Here is a 17,371-nt window from a genome sequence, read left to right on the forward strand (position 1 = left end):
CCCATGAAACTTGCACGCTGGCTGTTTTTCATCACCTGGCTGCTGCCGTTTTTCGCACGCGCCGGAGAGGCTGAAGATTTTGCGGCGGCAAACCGCACGCAGCAGGCCAAACTGCTGCAAAGCTGGGCGATAGCACCGGATGCAAAGCGCCTCCCATTGCTTAGCTCGCTTGCGCAAGAAAACCTGGTGATTGACTCACAGCATCATGCTTTTTTGCAAAATGGCACGACGCTGACGCCGCTGGGTGAAGTAAAGACGCCCATGGGTGACGTGAAGAAGATCCGTCTGACTAACCGTCTGCGCATTCTGGCAGGCAGCGCACTCGCCAGTCACCAACTGATAAGTGACAACGTCACTCAGCGTTTACAAGCAGCTCAGGCGTTACAGCGCGATGCACAGCCTGATCTCCTGCCGCGTTTAGAACAAAGGCTTAACGTCGAACGAAACGACGAGGTGCGCACGGCTTTAGAAGGTGCGATTGCCCGTCTCCAGCTCGCAAGCCTTGATGCCAACGTGCGCCTGAATGCGGTGGAGTTACTGAGTCATTCAACGGATCCCGATACCCAGGCGCTGTTAAAACCGCTGACCGACGCGCAATCCGAACCCGATGCACAGGTGCGCAAAGCCGCCACCGAAGGGCTGCAAAAAATCCAGCATCGTTTAATGCTGGGCGAGATCCTCGGGCAGGCATTTATGGGGATTTCGCTAGGGTCAATTTTGCTGCTAGCCGCACTGGGCCTTGCGATAACCTACGGTTTACTCGGTGTTATCAATATGGCGCATGGCGAAATGTTGATGTTGGGAGCGTATTCCGCATGGCTGGTGCAAACCGCATTCCAGCAGTACGCCCCGGCGTGGCTAACGATATACCCGATTGTGGCGCTGCCCGTCGCATTTGCGATGACTGCGGGGATCGGCATGGCGCTTGAGCGCACGGTGATTCGCCATCTTTATGGTCGCCCACTGGAAACGCTGCTGGCAACCTGGGGTATCAGCCTGATGCTTATCCAGATAGTGCGCATGATCTTTGGCGCGCAAAACATGGAGGTGGCGAATCCCTCGTGGCTTTCCGGTGGCGTGCAGGTATTGCCGAACCTGATTTTGCCGTGGAATCGACTGGTAGTCATTGGGTTTGTGATGCTGGTGTTGCTGTTTACCTGGCTGTTGCTGAATAAAACCCGTCTGGGTATGAATGTTCGAGCCGTTACGCAAAACCGCGCAATGGCCGCCTGTTGTGGTGTACCAACCGGACGCGTGGATATGCTGGCGTTTGGCCTTGGTTCCGGGATTGCCGGGCTTGGCGGCGTGGCGCTTTCCCAACTCGGCAACGTCGGGCCGGAACTTGGGCAAGGCTACATCATTGATTCGTTCCTCGTGGTGGTGCTGGGCGGCGTCGGGCAACTGGCGGGCATGGTCGCTGCGGCCTTCGGATTGGGTATCTTTAACAAAATACTGGAACCGCAAATTGGTGCGGTGCTGGGCAAAATCCTCATCCTTGTGCTGATCATTCTGTTTATCCAGAAGCGGCCTCAAGGCCTGTTCGCCCTGAAAGGGAGGGTTATCGACTGATGAGCCAGCCGCTGACGTTAACCCTGACCCGCAAAGCGCCGCGAATATCAGCCGTGCTGGGGTCGCTAATTGTGGTGTTGATGCTGACATTGCCCTTTCTGACGCTACTGCCCGCCAGCCATCCGCTGAGTCTTTCGACTTACACGCTGACGTTGGTCGGCAAAATTTTATGCTACGCGGTGGTCGCCATTGCGCTGGATTTGGTGTGGGGATATGCCGGTTTGCTTTCTCTCGGCCACGGTATTTTCTTCGCCCTCGGCGGTTATGCGATGGGCATGTACCTGATGCGGCAGGCCGCAGGTGACGGGCTACCCGCGTTTATGTCGTTTCTTTCCTGGAATCAACTGCCGTGGTTTTGGTGGGGCACTCAGCATTTTGCCTGGGCGCTGGCGTTGATTGTGCTGGTGCCGGGAATACTGGCGTTAGTGTTCGGTTTCTTCGCTTTCCGCTCAAAAATCAAAGGGGTTTATTTCTCGATTATGACCCAGGCGTTGACCTACGCCGGAATGCTGCTGTTCTTTCGTAACGAAACGGGCTTTGGCGGTAATAACGGGTTTACCGGATTTACCACGCTGCTGGGTATGCCAATTACTGCGACGAGCACACGCATTGGCTTGTTTATTGCCACGGTTTTATTGCTGATCGCAAGCCTGGGGATTGGGTTTGCACTGGCGCGCAGCAAGTTTGGCCGTGTGCTAACCGCCGTGCGCGATGCAGAAAACCGGCTGGTGTTCTGCGGTTACGATCCGCGTGGTTTCAAGCTGCTGGTGTGGACGTTATCCGCCGTGCTGTGCGGCCTGGCAGGGGCGTTATATGTGCCGCAGGTGGGCATTATCAACCCTGGCGAAATGTCACCGACCAACTCCATCGAAGCGGCAATCTGGGTGGCACTGGGCGGGCGCGGCACGTTGATCGGCCCGATCCTCGGTGCGGGTTTAGTTAACGGCGCGAAAAGCTACTTCACCATGGCGGTGCCGGAGTACTGGCAGCTATTTCTGGGGCTGATATTTATCGTCGTTACGCTGTTTTTGCCGCGCGGCGTGATTGGTCTGCTGCGTAAGGGAGAAAAATAATGCAACCCGGCGAGCCGCTTTTTACCCGGCAGCATGAAGCAGACCGTTATCGTGACCAAACCGATCCGGTACTGATGCTGGAAAACATTAATGTCAGTTTTGATGGCTTCAAGGCGCTAACGGATTTGTCGCTCAATATCGGCGTCGGTGAACTTCGCTGTGTGATTGGCCCGAATGGAGCCGGGAAAACCACGCTGATGGATGTGATTACCGGCAAAACCAGGCCGCAAAGCGGCAGGGCGTTTTATGATCAATCGACCGACCTTATGCGTCTGGAACCCGCTGAGATCGCCAAACGCGGCATTGGGCGAAAATTCCAGAAACCCACGGTTTTTGAGGCGCTGACGGTGTTCGAGAATCTGGAAATTGCGCAGAAAGCGGATAAATCCGTGTGGGCGAGCCTGCGGGCAAAACTCAATTCCGAACAGCGCGACCGCATTGATGAAATGCTGATGACGTTACGGCTGGGTTCCGAACGTCATCGCAAAGCCGGTTTGCTTTCACACGGGCAAAAACAGTTTCTGGAAATCGGTATGTTGCTGGTCCAGGAGCCGCATTTACTGTTGCTGGATGAACCGGCGGCTGGGATGACGGATGCGGAAACGGAGTATACCGCCGAGCTGTTTCGCGGCCTGGCAGGCAAGCATTCGTTGATGGTGGTGGAACACGATATGGGTTTTGTGGAAACCATTGCCGACCACGTGACGGTGCTGCATCAGGGGCAGGTGCTGGCGCAAGGATCGCTGCGTGAAGTGCAGGCCAATGAGCAGGTGATTGAGGTTTATCTGGGGCGTTAATTTTATCGGTGAGGGAGTTGATGCCCTCACCCTAACCCTCTCCCACAGGAGAGGGAACCGATCTAGTTATTTTCCGCTCTCTCGCAGGAGAGGAAACTGATTTATTTCCCCTTCTCTCACAAGAGAGGGAACCGATCTATTTTCCCCCTCGCCCTCAGGGAGAGGGCCGGGGTGAGGGTGGCTTATGCTGCAAGTCAACGATCTAAATCAATACTACGGTGGCAGCCATATTCTGCGCAGTGTCTCCTTTGACGCCAAAATCGGCGAAGTCACCTGCCTGCTGGGGCGCAACGGGGTTGGCAAAAGCACTTTACTGAAATGCCTGATGGGGCTGATCCCGGCAAAATCAGGCAGTGTGAACTGGCAGCAAAACAACATCACCAACCGCAAACCCCACCAGCGGGTACAGGCGGGGATTGCGTATGTTCCGCAAGGTCGCGAGATATTCCCGCGTCTGACGGTGGAAGAAAACTTGCTGATGGGGCTTTCACGGTTTTCCGGGCGGGAGGCTAAGTCGGTGCCGGAGGAAATCTATCAGCTTTTCCCGGTGCTAAAAGAGATGAAACAACGACGCGGTGGCGATCTCTCCGGTGGACAGCAACAGCAACTGGCGATTGGCCGGGCGCTGGCCTGTAAACCGCAATTATTGATTCTGGATGAGCCAACCGAAGGCATTCAACCTTCGGTGATTAAGGAGATCGGTCAGGTTATTGGTCAATTAGCCGCGAAGGGGGATATGGCAATTTTGTTGGTTGAACAGTTTTACGATTTTGCCGCTGATCTTGCCGACAACTATTTAGTGATGTCTCGGGGTTCGATCATTCAGCGTGGTGCCGGAGCCGATATGGAAACGGATGGGGTGAGGGGGCTGGTAGCGATTTAAGCCGAAAGTGGTCTACTAAAAGAGACACATTATGGCCCTTTTGGTGAGCCCATTAGTTGTTTATATTCAGGTAACTTATTGCTATTGCGCCCATGGAGGCCTGAATTGACTGGCATAACAAATGAATTTCAGCAACCGATCGGCAATGCACTACCAGGCTGGCAACCTTGTCCGCGTCCTGAACGCATCGTTTTGCAAGGGAAATACTGTCATCTCGAACCGCTAACCCATAACCATGCAGATTCTTTATGGGCCGCGTGGAGCACAGCGGAGGACGATCGCGGCTGGACGTACTTGAACGTTGGGCCGTTTGATGGGCAACAACAATTTGTTGATTTTATTGATACCATCGCGCGCAGTCACGACCCGCTGCACTATGCGGTTATCGACGAATTGACGGGTAAGGCGGTCGGCACATTAGCATTAATGCGCATCGACCCGGCAAACGGCGTGGTTGAAGTCGGTTTCGTCATGTATTCCCCTTGGTTACAACGCACCGTACAGGCAACAGAAGCTCATTTTCTGCTGATGAAATATGCTTTTGGGCTGGGATATCGTCGCTATGAGTGGAAATGCGACAGCCTGAATGCGCCGTCGCGCCATGCGGCAATTCGCCTCGGATTCCGTTATGAAGGGTTGTTCCGCCAGGCCGTTGTGTATAAGCAGCGTACTCGTGATACCGCGTGGTTTTCGATTCTTGATAGCGAGTGGCCAACGATAGAGCAGGCATTTGAACGCTGGCTTTCCGTTGAAAACATGCCTGATGGCGCGCAGAAGCTGGGCTTGTCGCAGATTCGTGAGAACCTGGTGTCCGTGCGGGCTCCCACAACCAGACAAACAGTGCAGGTAAGAGCACTGGATGCGAGTGATTACGCGGCGTGGAGGGTTTTATGGCAAGGGTATTTATCGTTCTACAACACCCAACTGAGCGATGAACTAAGTCAGCTAACCTGGCAACGAATGTGCGATCCTGCCGAGCCGATGTTTGCGTTGGGGGCGTTTGATGAACAGGGTAAAATGCTTGGATTTACCCATATGGTTTACCACCGTGGGACCTGGTCGGCAGACGATCATTGCTATCTTGAGGATCTGTTTACCGCCCCAGAATCACGCGGCAAAGGTGTTGGACGCGCGCTGATTGAAGCGGTGTATCAGCATGCTCAGGCGAGAGGTTCTCAACGGGTGTACTGGCATACTCATGAAACCAATGCGGCGGGCCAGGCGTTATACGACAAGTTAGCGGATAAGTCTGGGTTTATTCAGTATCAGAAAGACGTGAAATAGTATTGTCGGGTGGATTCGCGTCGCGACATCCACCACGATATCCAGCTAGGCCATAACCCGTTGCGGTTTTACGGCAATCCCTTTCACAACCATGAGATACGCCAGCAAAATCGCCACCATCAGCACCACAAAAAGCATAAATGGCGGCATCCAGGTCAACATTAACCCCGTGAAAAGCGGGTTACATGCACCGCCTAACCACCCCAGTTGCTGCGCGGAGAAGTAGCTCGCTTTCAGTCCTGGCGGTGCGATGTTATCGACCAGCATATATTCGCCCGGTGCGAAGATAAGCTCGCCAATGGTAAACACCGCAGCCGATAACCCCCACAAAAGCAGGTTGTCGCCCGAAATCATAAAGCCTGCCAGTCCAGCCATAAAAAATAGCGTGCCGTAAAACATCAGCTTTTGGATGTTGTCCGGGCGAATGCGTTTGCCGACCATATACTGGAAAACCACCACTACAAACGCGTTGACCGGAAGTACTACGCCGACCACTTTTTGAGCCAAATCTGAATCTGAGATAGCAATGGCATATTGTGATAAACAGGCGGCAAAAGAGCCAAAAACTAATGAGCCAAGAAATGCCGATAAGGTGAAATACATTAGCGCCTTATCTTTGAGCATCAGGCTCGGAGAAAGCCTGGTGCTGCTTTGCTGTATTTCACTTACCGGAACGCTGTGTACATAACGGCTAATGACGATAAACGGAATGATCGCCGTCAGGCCGGATAACCAGAATGGCAGGTTCGTGCTGTAGAGTACGGCCAGCGTGCCAATCGGTGGGCCAACCGTCCAACCGATATTGGCAAAGGTATAATTGAGAGAGAAGATTTTTGGTTTCTGGTGAGTTTCCAGCGTATCGGCGAAATAGCCTTTTAGCACGGTCGCAAAGACCGAATAAGCGCAGTTAATGAGCGAGTAAAACACCACCACCAAAATGGCATTACCGACCAGGGGGATGGCCACAAATCCACCCAGGAAAATAATAATCGCCAGCAGCATGCATTTTTTCTTATCGAACTTATCTGCCAGGATGCCAAACCATAAACTGAAAACGACCCCAGTGGTGAGCGCAATGGTCAACGCCATACCAATTTCGGTGAGTGGCATGTTGTAGTTGCGGGAAAGGTAAATGGTCATGAAGGGGAGCGTCAGCCCACGTCCTACCGTAAGCAACAGGGAGGAGAGCAGTAACACGCTGATGGAGAGATGTTTGCCTGAAAATCGCGATGCTAAAGAAACCATTTTATCGTTTGTTTTTATTAATGATTAATCGGGGGAACTCAGATTTACCATGAAGATTTGGCAAAGTATAGATGCAGTTTTTAAGGTGTTGCTTTCTGTACTGAAGCTTAAATGTGTCATCTGTATCTATTCACGCTGCTGATTTAGCTTTAAGTTTTAACAAAAATGCAATAACAACAGGGGAAGCAAATGACGCGTAAAGATGGACTGCTGGCGATGCTCGTCGTCGTGGTGTGGGGGCTGAATTTTGTCGTGATTAAAATGGGGTTGCATAATATGCCGCCGTTGTTGTTGGCTGGTCTGCGCTTCCTGCTGGTTGCGTTCCCCGCATTACTGTTTGTCGCTCGTCCGAAAATTCCCTTTCGCTTACTTGCCGCTTACGGGCTGACGATAAGCTTTGGGCAGTTTGCGTTTTTGTTTAGTGCCATTAAGTTTGGCATGCCCGCAGGCCTTGCTTCGCTGGTGCTTCAGGCGCAGGCATTCTTCACCATTATTCTGGGGGCGTGCGTCTTTAAAGAACGTCTGCAAGGAAAGCAATTAGCGGGAATTACCCTTGCCGTTATCGGAGTGCTGGTACTGATTGAAGGTAGTCTTGGTGGGCAGCATGTGGCGTTGCTCGGCTTTATGCTGACGCTAGCCGCGGCGTTCAGTTGGGCGTGCGGCAATATCTTCAATAAGAAAATTATGCAGTTAGAAGCGCGTCCGCCGATTATGTCTTTGGTGGTGTGGAGTGCTTTAATCCCTGTGCTGCCATTCTTTGCCGCCAGTCTCTTATTCGATGGCCCATCTTTGATGTGGCAAAGCCTGATTGCCATTGATATGACGACTATGTTGTCGTTGGTCTATCTGGCGTTTGTGGCAACGATTGTGGGCTATGGGATTTGGGGAAGTTTGCTGGGACGATACGAAACCTGGCGTGTTGCGCCGCTATCGTTACTGGTGCCAGTGGTTGGGATGGCGAGTGCCGCATGGCTTTTGGACGAAACGCTTTCTCTGACACAGCTAGCGGGGGCGTTGCTGATTATGGGCGGTTTGTATATTAACGTCTTTGGTTTGCGGGTACGCAGGACGGTGGTGAGTTAATTCTGGCGGGATCGGTGAGAAGATCCCGCCGCAGCGATGATCAGTTGCTGTTATTTTGATAGTAGGGCGTACCCAGCCATTCAGACTTTTCACCTATCATGTGGCCGTTGTCGCCAGAGTTGTCAGCGGCTGGGATAATCATGTTGCCTTGATTAGCTTGCGTGGCACTGAATGGGCTCGATTGCTCTGCCAGAGCATTAGCGGAGGCCAGAATCAACAGCAGGCTCGCGCTCGAGATAAAACGTTTCATAAATCCTCGGTGCCTGAATCAACAGGCCGTTGCATAGCATTTGTTAATAATATTAATGATTTAGCGGATGAATATACTTTCCTTCACCACCTGAACACGCAACGCGGAATCGATGAGGTGGTACAGAAAAATAATTCTTGAACGTGCGGGTGAGTGTCTGTTGTGACTCAAACCCGTATTGTTCTGCTAAATAGAGAATCGGCTCGTCACTTTGTTTCAGTTTGAGAGCGATCTCGGTCAATTTGCGATTGCGGATGTATTGGCCTAATGAATGGCCGGTTTCTTTTTTAAACATCCTTTGCAGGTGCCACTTTGAGTAGCCTGAACGCTGCGAAACCTTCTCAAGCGAAAGAGGGTTTTCCAGGTTCTCTTCTATCCAGTCCAAAATACTTTGAATTGTTACTGAATCATTGTTCCGTCTGGACATGGTTTCACCACTTATCAGGTTTGCGGCAAGACTTTTGTCAGGAGTTGATAAAGCATATCCACTTCGTCTGCCTTTAGGTTTTTAGTCAGTTCTTGATGCAGGTTTTGTCCCACCAACTGGTGGCATTTCTCACACAACGTTTTCCCTTCGGGAGTCAGCCGTATCAGTACGCCACGTTTATCATTGGGATTCGGTAAGCGTTCGACCCATCCTTTACATAACAGGCGGTCTAACATGCGCGTTAGCGCGCCGAGGTCGACTGACAACGCTTTTTTCAGTTCCACTGGTTGTACACATGCTTCGCAATAAATAGTGCATAACACCTTAAATTGCGTAGCAGTAATATCCAGCGGGGAGAGATGCTCGTTTAGCAGGCGGTCTTTATGCTGGTTAACCATGTGGATCAGTCTTCCGAGGGGAATAACTTCGTTAAACAGATCGTTTGTATTTTTCACTATGATTGCCCAGGCAAGTATATTTAATCACGGTGGATATTATTGCTCAGGCAAGCATAAGTCAACGTGATGAGTCGGTGATGCCACAAATTGCTAAAACGGTTCAGTTTTAACATTAAGACGCATCCTTTAACGAAAGTCGCCAGGGTTGGCTGCTATACTCAGCAACGCATAAGCAACCGACGTTAAGGACTAAAGATGGTGGAGTTAGTTAAGGCCGTAGGGTTGGGGCTGGTGGTATTGTTGCCGCTAGCTAACCCATTGACTACGGTAGCATTGTTCCTTGGTCTCGCCGGAGATATGAACAAAAAGGCCCGTGATAAAACTGCGTTAATGGCGTCAGTCAACGTATTCATTATCATGATGGTCGCGTATTACGCAGGTCAGGTTGTGATGAATACCTTTGGTATTTCCATACCTGGCTTGCGTATTGCGGGTGGGCTGATTGTTGCCTTCATTGGTTTCCGCATGTTGTTCCCACAACAAAAAGCGCATGAATCACTGGAAGCAAACACCAAAGCCCAGGAGATGGAAGAAGAACCGGATACCAACATTGCCTTTGTACCTCTCGCCATGCCAAGCACTGCGGGGCCAGGTACCATAGCAATGATTATCAGTTCGTCGTCGACCATTGAACACGGTGTCGATTTTGCCAATTGGGTTGTGCTGGTGGCCCCACCAATTATTTTTGCCCTGGTGGGGATAATCTTGTGGGGAAGTTTACGCAGTTCTGGCGCGATTATGCGGATGGTGGGCAAAAGCGGCATTGAAGCTATTTCCCGCCTGATGGGGTTCTTGCTGGTTTGTATGGGCGTGCAGTTTATTATTAACGGCATACTGGAAATTATTACTCATTTCCCAGCCAGTTAATCAGACGTCTACGTAAGGAAAGGGATGTCGGGTGAGCGTTGCGCCGCCCGACATCGCTACATTAACTGTGCTGCGGCTTTTCTTCTAACGATACCGGCCAGCGGCGGAAGATTAACACCGAGCCGATAAGCGCAACCAGTGCAGGAACCGCACCGACCAGACCGATGCTGGACATATCAAAATGCAAACTCACCTGATTACCCACCAACGCCCCCGCACCAATCCCGATATTAAAAATCCCCGAGAATAACGCCATTGATACATCGGTTGCGTCAGGTGCCAGCGCCAGCACTTTAACCTGCATGCCGAGGGTGATGACCATTATCGCGACACCCCAGAACAGGCATAACAACGTGAGGTAAGCGGTGCTTTGTGCGGCAGGCAACAGCAACGCAAGGCACAGCACTAATAAACCGACAGAGCCACTGACGAGCGTGGATGAGTGCCGATTCCCCAATTTACCAAACATCACGCTGCCAATAATCCCCGCGCCCCCCAGGACCAACAGCAGGAAGGTAGCCATATTGGCGCTCAATCCGGCCACGGTTTGCACAAACGGCTCAATGTAACTGTAAGCGGTGTAATGTGCGGTAACGACCACCGCAACCAATGCGTATAAGCTGACTAACGCGGGTCGCTTGAACAGCAGCGGCAAACTTTTTAGCGAACCTGAATGCTCGCTGGGTAATTTAGGCAGCAGTTTCATCACACAGAACAGCGTGATGGCCGCGATAACGCCAATGGCGAAGAAGGTGGTGCGCCAGCCGAAATACTGCCCGACAATACGCCCAAGCGGCAAACCCAGTACCATCGCAAGCGCTGTGCCGGTGGCAATCAAACTCAGCGCCTGCGCTTTTTTGCCTGCGGGTGCCATACGAATCGCCAGCGACGCGGTAATCGACCAGAAAATCGCGTGGGCAAATGCGATACCGATGCGGCTAATCACCAACACGGTAAAACTCCAGGCCACAAAAGAGAGTACGTGGCTTGCGATAAACAAGATAAAAATGCTGATTAATAGCCGCTTTCGTTCGACCTGGCTGGTCAAGAGCATAAAGGGCAGGGACATCAGCGCCACTACCCAGGCGTAGATAGTCAGCATGATCCCGACTTGCGCTGTTTGCATGCCAAAACTATCGGCGATGTCTGACAGCAAACCGACTGGGACAAATTCCGTGGTGTTAAAAATAAAGGCCGCGACAGCGAGCGTAACGACGCGTAACCACGCCGTTTTGCGTGATACGTTGCTTATGGTCATAAATGGGTTTCGCGCTGGTCAGTAAAAGTATGGAGAGGAGGCGATCATAAAACCATCGATCCGGGTGTACAACCGGTATTGTGATTTATATCTCGTTTTTTGTGCTGATATCGTATGAAAGGCCGTTGTTAATTCAGGGGGAATACGGGGCAGATGCACCGCCCCGTAATACTTTAAACAGCGTGGCGTTTTTGTATGGAGAGTTGCTCTAATCTCTCTGGCGTCATAATGCTAAGGGCATCGGTCGGGCAAACGCTCACACAAGCTGGGCCTTGAGGGTCATGCTGGCACATATCACATTTTAATAGCGCGATTTTTTGTGGCGCTACCGCTTCCCCAACCACATCTACGGCACCGAACGGGCAGGCCATAATGCAACTTTTGCACCCGATGCACAGTGCTTCATCCGCTGCAATTATCCCATTTCGCTTACTCAGCGCTCCGGTAGGACAGGCGCTTGCGCAGGGCGCACTTTCGCACTGGTGACATACGGCAGGGGAACTGATGTCACTCGTTTTGTAAACGCGCAGGCGGGGAGAAAAATCTTTGTGCGCGTCGGACTGATGGTTAACCGCACAGCTAACTTCACACGTGCGGCAGCCGATACAGCGCTGTGTCTCAACATGAATGTAAGCTGTTTTCATGATGCTGCCTTCGTCGCTTTCGCCTGCTCGCAGTCGAGCATATCAATAATATCCGTAGCAGCGCGGCGGCCATCGACCATTGCTGTTACCACCAGATCTGCACCGCGCACGGCATCTCCTCCGGCAAAAACGCGTGGGTTTGTGGTCTGTCCTGGGTAGCGAGAGTTTACGCCTATGCGAATTTGTCCCCACTTATCGCATTCTACGTGGCCTTCTTTCAGCCATGGCATGGCATGAGCCTGGAAACCAAATGCGACAATGAGTGCATCGGCTTCAATAATAAACTCTGAGCCTTTGATGATTTTAGGGCGTCTGCGTCCACTGGCATCCATTTCGCCAAGTTCGGTCAGTAGCATTTCGATTCCCGCTACTGCCCCTTTTTTATCCAGCACGATGCGTTGCGGCTGGATGTTAAACTGAAATTCCACGCCTTCTTCACGTGCATTTTTTACTTCTTTACGTGAGCCAGGCATATTGGCTTCATCACGCCGGTAGGCGCAAGTTACCGCTGTCGCGCCCTGACGCACGGCGGTTCGCAAGCAATCCATTGCCGTGTCTCCACCACCGAGCACCACCACGCGTTTGCCTTTGAGCGTAACAAACGGGTTTTCAGGATCTTCGGCGATATTCATCACATTGCGGGTATTGGCTATCAAATAGGGCAACGCTTCTAGCACGCCTGTTGCATCCTCATTCTCAAGCCCTGCAATCATTGACTGATAAGTGCCTGGGGCGATAAACACCGCGTCGTTTTCCTCAATCACCTGGCTGAAGCTGATATCCCGACCAATTTCACAGTTGAGCACGAACTCAATGCCCATGCCGGTGAATATTTCTCTGCGCGTTGCTAACACTTGCTTATCAAGTTTGAAGGAGGGGATGCCAAACGTCAGCAGGCCGCCAATTTCTGGATGGCGATCGTAAACCACCGCTTTCACGCCGTGCCGCGCAAGTACGTCTGCGCAGGCTAATCCCGCCGGGCCCGCGCCAATGATTGCAACGCGTTCTGATCGCTGCCGAACACCGCTAAGATCCGGGCGCCAACCCGCCTTTAACGCGGTGTCAGTGATGTATTTCTCTATGCACCCAATGGTGACCGATCCGCTGTTGCCCTCAAGTGTGCAGGAACCCTCGCACAACCGGTCCTGTGGGCAAACGCGCCCACAAACTTCAGGTATGCTGCTGGTTCGGTGAGAAAGCTCCACGGCCTCGTTGATACGCCCCTGTTTTGCCAGACGAATAAGTTCCGGGATGGCATTATGCAGAGGGCATGTCCAGCGGCAGTTGGCATGGTCGGCGCATTCCAGACAGCGCTCACCAGCCTGGCATGTTTGTTCCGGTTTAAAGGGCTGATAGATCTCCTGGAAATGGTGGCGTCGCTCGTTGGCCGGTAATTTATCCGGATCGCTTCTTTTTGGGCTGAGCAGCAGTTTGTCACGGCCGGTTTGCCGTGCCGCGCGCAGGCCTGGGAGTGTCTCTTGCTGCCGTTTGTGACGAATTTGAGTGAGCTGTTTCTGGGTGACAAGCTGCAAGGCATTAGTCGGGCAGACGTTGACACAGGCAGGGCCGCTGGCACTGTTTTTTTGTTCACATAAATCACATTTTTGGGCGATGGAATGGTCGTTGGTCGTTAGGCTTATCACGCCAAACGGGCACGCGAGGATGCAACTTTTACACCCGATACAGTGTTTCTCATCAAGAACGACATGATCATTTTGATAAACCAGCGCGGCGGTAGGGCAGCTCGCTACACATGGCGCATTATCACATTGATGGCACATAACGGCAGTTGACGCGCTACCCGTATTAACCACCGTGACGCGAGATTGCAGATGCTGCCCTGGCTCAGGGTAACGTTGTTCATTATGAGCCAACATGCAGGCTATTTCGCAAGATTTGCACCCAATACAATCACAGGTATTCGCAATGACAAAACGGTTCATGTTTTCTTCCTGATTTGCGTTTTGCCACGATGATGCAAAAAAGGTGCACAAAAAATTAAACAACCGAAAGTAAAAACGATAATGAGAGGTGCTTCGCAAAACTATATTTATTCACCTTTATTAATCGCCAGGTTTTACCACCTGCTTGATGATAATTATCAGTTTGATAATTATCTAATCCTCTGCATGCTATTTATTTAATGCCCACTGTATCGCCTGCGTGATTTCACAGTAGATGTTTTCAATTTTTGAATTCAGCTCGCAAAAATTACTCGTGTTTTTATTTCTTACCTGTGCTGGCACAGCCTTTGCTTATTACTAACCGTTTAAGATACTCACATTAGTTCTATTCTTATTATGGAGAATGGTATGGATACAACGCTGGTAGGCACTGAAGTCCCGCGCGTTGACGGTGTAGCAAAAGTCAAAGGAAGCGCTATTTACGGCGATGATATCGTCATGCAGGGTATGCTTTACGGGGTTTGTCGTTACGCGGATATTGCTGCGGGTCGCCTTGAAACTCTCGATATCAGTGAAGCACAAAAAATCCCCGGTGTGGTGTACATTGCCACCGCTAAGGATGTCAAAGGTGTCGAAAAAATAGGCGTCATTATTCCAGACTACCCGCCGATTGCGAAAGATGAAATCGCCTTCCGAGGGGACGTGATTGCGATTATTGCGGCTGAAACCTACGAGGCCGCATGCCTGGCGGCTGACAAAATCAGCGCAACCTACACGCAATACACCCCGATAACCGATCCACAAGAAGCCCTCGCACCGGGTGCACGGTTGATCCATTGCGACAGTGAAAGCAACGTTATCAATCGTCATCATACGGTAAAAGGTGATATTGACGCCGGGTTCGCTGCCTCTACACATATATTTGAACGTGAATATGAAGTCGGTTTTCAGGAGCACGCATATATAGAACCTGAATCGATCATCAGCTATTTAGATCCTAACGAACAAATTATTACTATTGCAGGTTCTATTCAGAATGCGCACCGCGTTCGTGGCCTTGTCGCTAAATATCTTGGATTGCCGCAGTCTAAGGTTAACGTTAAGCGTTCCGTGCTGGGTGGTTCATTTGGCGGCAAGGATGATATTATCGATCATCTTGCCTGCCGTGCGGCATTATTAACTACTCTGACCGGGCGCCCGGTTAAATTCACATATAATCGCGAACAGTCTATGCGCGAAAGTTATAAGCGCCATCCTTATAAGATGAAATACAAAATAGGGTTGGATGACGATGCGCGTATTCAGGCGATAAAAATAGATATCATTGCGGATGGCGGCAGTTACGCAGGCCAAACTATTTTTGTGACCTGGCGGAGTTCAGTGCAGGCCGCAGGCCCTTATAATATCCCCAACGTCAGGGTTGATGTCACAGGCGTCTATACCAACAACAATTACACTTCCGCATACCGTGGCTACGGTGCGCCGCAGGTCATTTTTGCCAACGAATCGCTGATGGATGAAGTGGCTGCCACCTTTAAAATTTCGCCGGTAGAACTTCGCCGTCGAAATGTGCTGAAGCAAAACGATACCAGCATGGCCGGGCAGGTCTTTAGCGAACACACCGTTTCTGCCGAAGAGGTACTGGACCGGGCGCTGAACAGTGCAGAGTTCTGTGCCAAACGGGATCACTACCAGCGTCTAAACGCCCAAAACAATCCAGTAAAATACGGTATTGGCCTGGCTTTAAGCCACCGTGGTTGCTCTCTTGGCGCCGAAGGGCTGGATGCCTCATCCGCGCTGATTCAAATAAACGCTGATTGTAGCCTTAACATCTCCACCTCTGTGTCAGAAAACGGCCAGGGGTTGCAAACGACCATGTCGTTGATTGCTGCTGAAGCCTTCGGTCTTCCGCTTGAACAAGTAATGTTTACCGATCCCGCGACGGCAATGATCGCCGATGGTGGCTCAACGGTTGCATCGCGCGGCACGCTGATGGGAGGGCAGGCAGTGCTGAGTGCTGCCAATAAGCTGAAGTGCAGAATGGTAAAGGTGGTCGGCAAAGCTTTAAATGCCAGCTCAGTGGATGAACTGAATTGGGAAAACGGTGAGGTCTATAACCGGCAGCAGCCGGACCTGCGTCTTTCATTTAATGATGTCGTTGGTAAAACCAAAGCTGCGGGCGAAAATCTTTCTGCCTATGGCTGGCACGTGGCCCCGGACATTCATTGGGATGAGCATAAAGGCTCCGGTAGCCCGTACTTCACTTGGGTCTACGGCTGCCAGATTGCAGATGTCGCAGTGGACACGCGCACTGGCAAAATAACACTCAACCACATCACTGCGGTGCATGATGTAGGTAAAGTGATCAATCGCGTTGGCATTGAAGGGCAAGTCTACGGCGGCGTGGTTCAAGGGATGATTGGCTACGGCATGCTGGAAGATTTCAATATTGCCCATGGTGAAGTGAAATCTGAAAACTTTGATACCTACCTGCTGCCAACCATCAAAGATGTTCCACCGATAACGGTTATTACCGTGGAAAACCACGATAAAGCCGGTCCTTATGGCGCGAAAGTGATTGGTGAGCCCGTGCTGGAACTGGGGGCGGCTGCGTTGAACAACGCGGTGAGCTTTGCACTGGATCGCTGGAATCGCCAGATCCCACTCACCCTTGAGCAAGTTCGCCTGGGCTACAACCTGAAAAAACCAGAGCGCCAAAGTGAACTTCAGGGCGAGCAAGGTGAGAAAAAACAAACGCTACGGCTCAACAATCTCACCGTCTGTACACCGTCTTCACTCAATGATGCCCTGCAAGCCATGCAAGAACCCGGCGCAATGGCGATTGCCGGGGGGACTGATCAACTGGTGCAGGCGAGGATGCAGGTCAGCAATCTTAAACTGGTGAATATTTCAGGCCTGAAAGAACTTAGCCAGATTGTAGAAGCTGACGGCGGCTTAGTGATTGGTGCTGCGGTCTGCTTTAGCGATCTTGTCGCCCATCCAGCCGTTCGCGAACGTTATCCCGTGCTGGTCACCGCCTGTCGCACTATAGGCTCGCTGCAATTGCGAAACCGCGCAACCATTGGAGGCAATATTGTCAATGCCGCACCATGTGCGGACTCAGTGCCTCCGTTGATCATTCTGGATGCTGAGGTGGAGCTGCAATCCTCATCAGGAATTCGCTATCTACCGTTAAGTCACTTTATAGAAGCGGGTTATCGCACAAGTCTGCAACCTGGAGAATTGCTGACGCGGGTGCTCATTCCCAAACCACAGCCTGAAATTCAGCAGTATCGCTATCTGCAATTGGGGCGCCGAAACGCGCTGAACATTACTCGCCAGAGTTTGACTGGGCAATTCAGCCTGGATAGCCAAGGTAAGCTGGCGTTTTGCCGACTGGTGGATGGCGCGCTGTTCAGTAAGCCACAGCGGTTGTACGAAGTCGAAAATTGCCTCATGGGTAAAGTGCTTTCAGCACAGACCATCGAAGATGCGGCGGAAGCCCTTAATCAGAAGATGGAGGCTGCGATAGGCAAGCGTTGGTCAGCGGCATACAAAATGCCGGTCTATCTCGACATGTTCCGCCAGATGTTGGGCGAGTTGCTGAACGAAAGAAAGTGAGCAGGATA

At 51.5% G+C, this 17,371-nt stretch carries 15 protein-coding genes; 8 read left to right on the top strand and 7 right to left on the bottom strand.

What is annotated here, in order from left to right; genetic code table 11:
- The first annotated feature begins 3 nt into the window (after positions 1 to 3).
- The 5 genes from urtB to BSPA111_RS00095 all read left to right on the top strand — a co-directional run bounded on the left by urtB (position 4) and on the right by BSPA111_RS00095 (position 5,606).
- Entirely contained in the window at positions 4 to 1,569 is a 1,566-nt protein-coding gene (urtB, locus tag BSPA111_RS00075; protein ID WP_183269188.1) for an urea ABC transporter permease subunit UrtB, read from the top strand.
- On the top strand, positions 1,569 to 2,642 hold the full coding sequence (gene urtC, locus BSPA111_RS00080; protein WP_183269189.1) for an urea ABC transporter permease subunit UrtC: 1,074 nt from the start codon (positions 1,569 to 1,571) through the stop codon (positions 2,640 to 2,642). The genes urtB and urtC overlap by 1 nt, the downstream gene beginning before the upstream one ends.
- Complete coding sequence (gene urtD, locus BSPA111_RS00085) at positions 2,642 to 3,439, top strand: urea ABC transporter ATP-binding protein UrtD (RefSeq protein WP_183269190.1); 798 nt, start codon at positions 2,642 to 2,644, stop codon at positions 3,437 to 3,439. The genes urtC and urtD overlap by 1 nt, the downstream gene beginning before the upstream one ends.
- Before the next feature lie 184 nt (positions 3,440 to 3,623).
- Positions 3,624 to 4,322: an urea ABC transporter ATP-binding subunit UrtE gene (urtE, locus tag BSPA111_RS00090; protein WP_183269191.1), complete on the top strand. Its 699-nt coding sequence runs from the start codon at positions 3,624 to 3,626 to the stop codon at positions 4,320 to 4,322.
- A 105-nt stretch (positions 4,323 to 4,427) separates the two neighbouring features.
- Entirely contained in the window at positions 4,428 to 5,606 is a 1,179-nt protein-coding gene (locus tag BSPA111_RS00095) for a GNAT family N-acetyltransferase (RefSeq protein ID WP_183269192.1), read from the top strand.
- A 45-nt stretch (positions 5,607 to 5,651) separates the two neighbouring features.
- On the opposite strand, the gene ydeE is transcribed toward BSPA111_RS00095, so the two are convergent.
- A complete protein-coding gene (gene ydeE, locus BSPA111_RS00100) occupies positions 5,652 to 6,851 on the bottom strand; it encodes an efflux MFS transporter YdeE (RefSeq protein WP_183269193.1) in 1,200 nt (399 codons plus the stop codon).
- Between the two features lie 189 nt (positions 6,852 to 7,040).
- Here ydeE and eamA point away from each other — a divergent pair, with 189 nt between their 5' ends.
- Entirely contained in the window at positions 7,041 to 7,934 is an 894-nt protein-coding gene (gene eamA, locus BSPA111_RS00105) for an O-acetylserine/cysteine exporter (RefSeq protein WP_183269194.1), read from the top strand.
- 40 nt (positions 7,935 to 7,974) lie between these two features.
- On the opposite strand, the gene marB is transcribed toward eamA, so the two are convergent.
- Genes marB through marR form a run of 3 tightly spaced genes read right to left on the bottom strand, consistent with a single transcriptional unit; the run spans position 7,975 to position 9,066 of the window.
- The gene (marB, locus tag BSPA111_RS00110) at positions 7,975 to 8,184 is read right to left on the bottom strand and encodes a multiple antibiotic resistance regulatory protein MarB (RefSeq protein WP_183269195.1); all 210 of its coding nucleotides are present in this window, start codon (positions 8,182 to 8,184) and stop codon (positions 7,975 to 7,977) included.
- Between the two features lie 52 nt (positions 8,185 to 8,236).
- Positions 8,237 to 8,611, bottom strand: a complete 375-nt coding sequence (marA, locus tag BSPA111_RS00115) for an MDR efflux pump AcrAB transcriptional activator MarA (protein WP_183269196.1) — start codon at positions 8,609 to 8,611, stop codon at positions 8,237 to 8,239.
- 14 nt (positions 8,612 to 8,625) lie between these two features.
- Positions 8,626 to 9,066 carry a multiple antibiotic resistance transcriptional regulator MarR gene (gene marR, locus BSPA111_RS00120; protein WP_183269197.1) on the bottom strand — a complete coding sequence of 147 codons (441 nt, stop codon included), beginning with the start codon at positions 9,064 to 9,066 and terminating at the stop codon, positions 8,626 to 8,628.
- Between the two features lie 198 nt (positions 9,067 to 9,264).
- Between marR and BSPA111_RS00125 the strand changes: the two genes are divergently transcribed.
- Positions 9,265 to 9,936 (top strand): MarC family NAAT transporter, encoded by a 672-nt coding sequence (locus tag BSPA111_RS00125; protein WP_183269198.1) that lies wholly within the window; start codon positions 9,265 to 9,267, stop codon positions 9,934 to 9,936.
- Between the two features lie 61 nt (positions 9,937 to 9,997).
- Here BSPA111_RS00125 and BSPA111_RS00130 read toward each other — a convergent pair whose 3' ends face one another.
- The 3 genes from BSPA111_RS00130 to aegA form a co-directional block, all read right to left on the bottom strand.
- Positions 9,998 to 11,194 carry a sugar transporter gene (locus tag BSPA111_RS00130; RefSeq protein WP_183269199.1) on the bottom strand — a complete coding sequence of 399 codons (1,197 nt, stop codon included), beginning with the start codon at positions 11,192 to 11,194 and terminating at the stop codon, positions 9,998 to 10,000.
- Between the two features lie 173 nt (positions 11,195 to 11,367).
- Positions 11,368 to 11,838, bottom strand: coding sequence for a 4Fe-4S dicluster domain-containing protein (locus tag BSPA111_RS00135; protein ID WP_183269200.1), 471 nt, complete (start codon positions 11,836 to 11,838; stop codon positions 11,368 to 11,370).
- The gene (gene aegA, locus BSPA111_RS00140; RefSeq protein ID WP_183269201.1) at positions 11,835 to 13,781 is read right to left on the bottom strand and encodes a formate-dependent uric acid utilization protein AegA; all 1,947 of its coding nucleotides are present in this window, start codon (positions 13,779 to 13,781) and stop codon (positions 11,835 to 11,837) included. The genes BSPA111_RS00135 and aegA overlap by 4 nt, the downstream gene beginning before the upstream one ends.
- A gap of 369 nt (positions 13,782 to 14,150) precedes the next feature.
- Between aegA and BSPA111_RS00145 the strand changes: the two genes are divergently transcribed.
- Positions 14,151 to 17,363 carry a molybdopterin cofactor-binding domain-containing protein gene (locus BSPA111_RS00145; protein ID WP_183269202.1) on the top strand — a complete coding sequence of 1,071 codons (3,213 nt, stop codon included), beginning with the start codon at positions 14,151 to 14,153 and terminating at the stop codon, positions 17,361 to 17,363.
- The last annotated feature ends 8 nt before the right edge of the window (positions 17,364 to 17,371 follow it).

The organism is Buttiauxella sp. A111 (assembly GCF_014189855.1).
Lineage (GTDB): Bacteria > Pseudomonadota > Gammaproteobacteria > Enterobacterales > Enterobacteriaceae > Buttiauxella > Buttiauxella selenatireducens.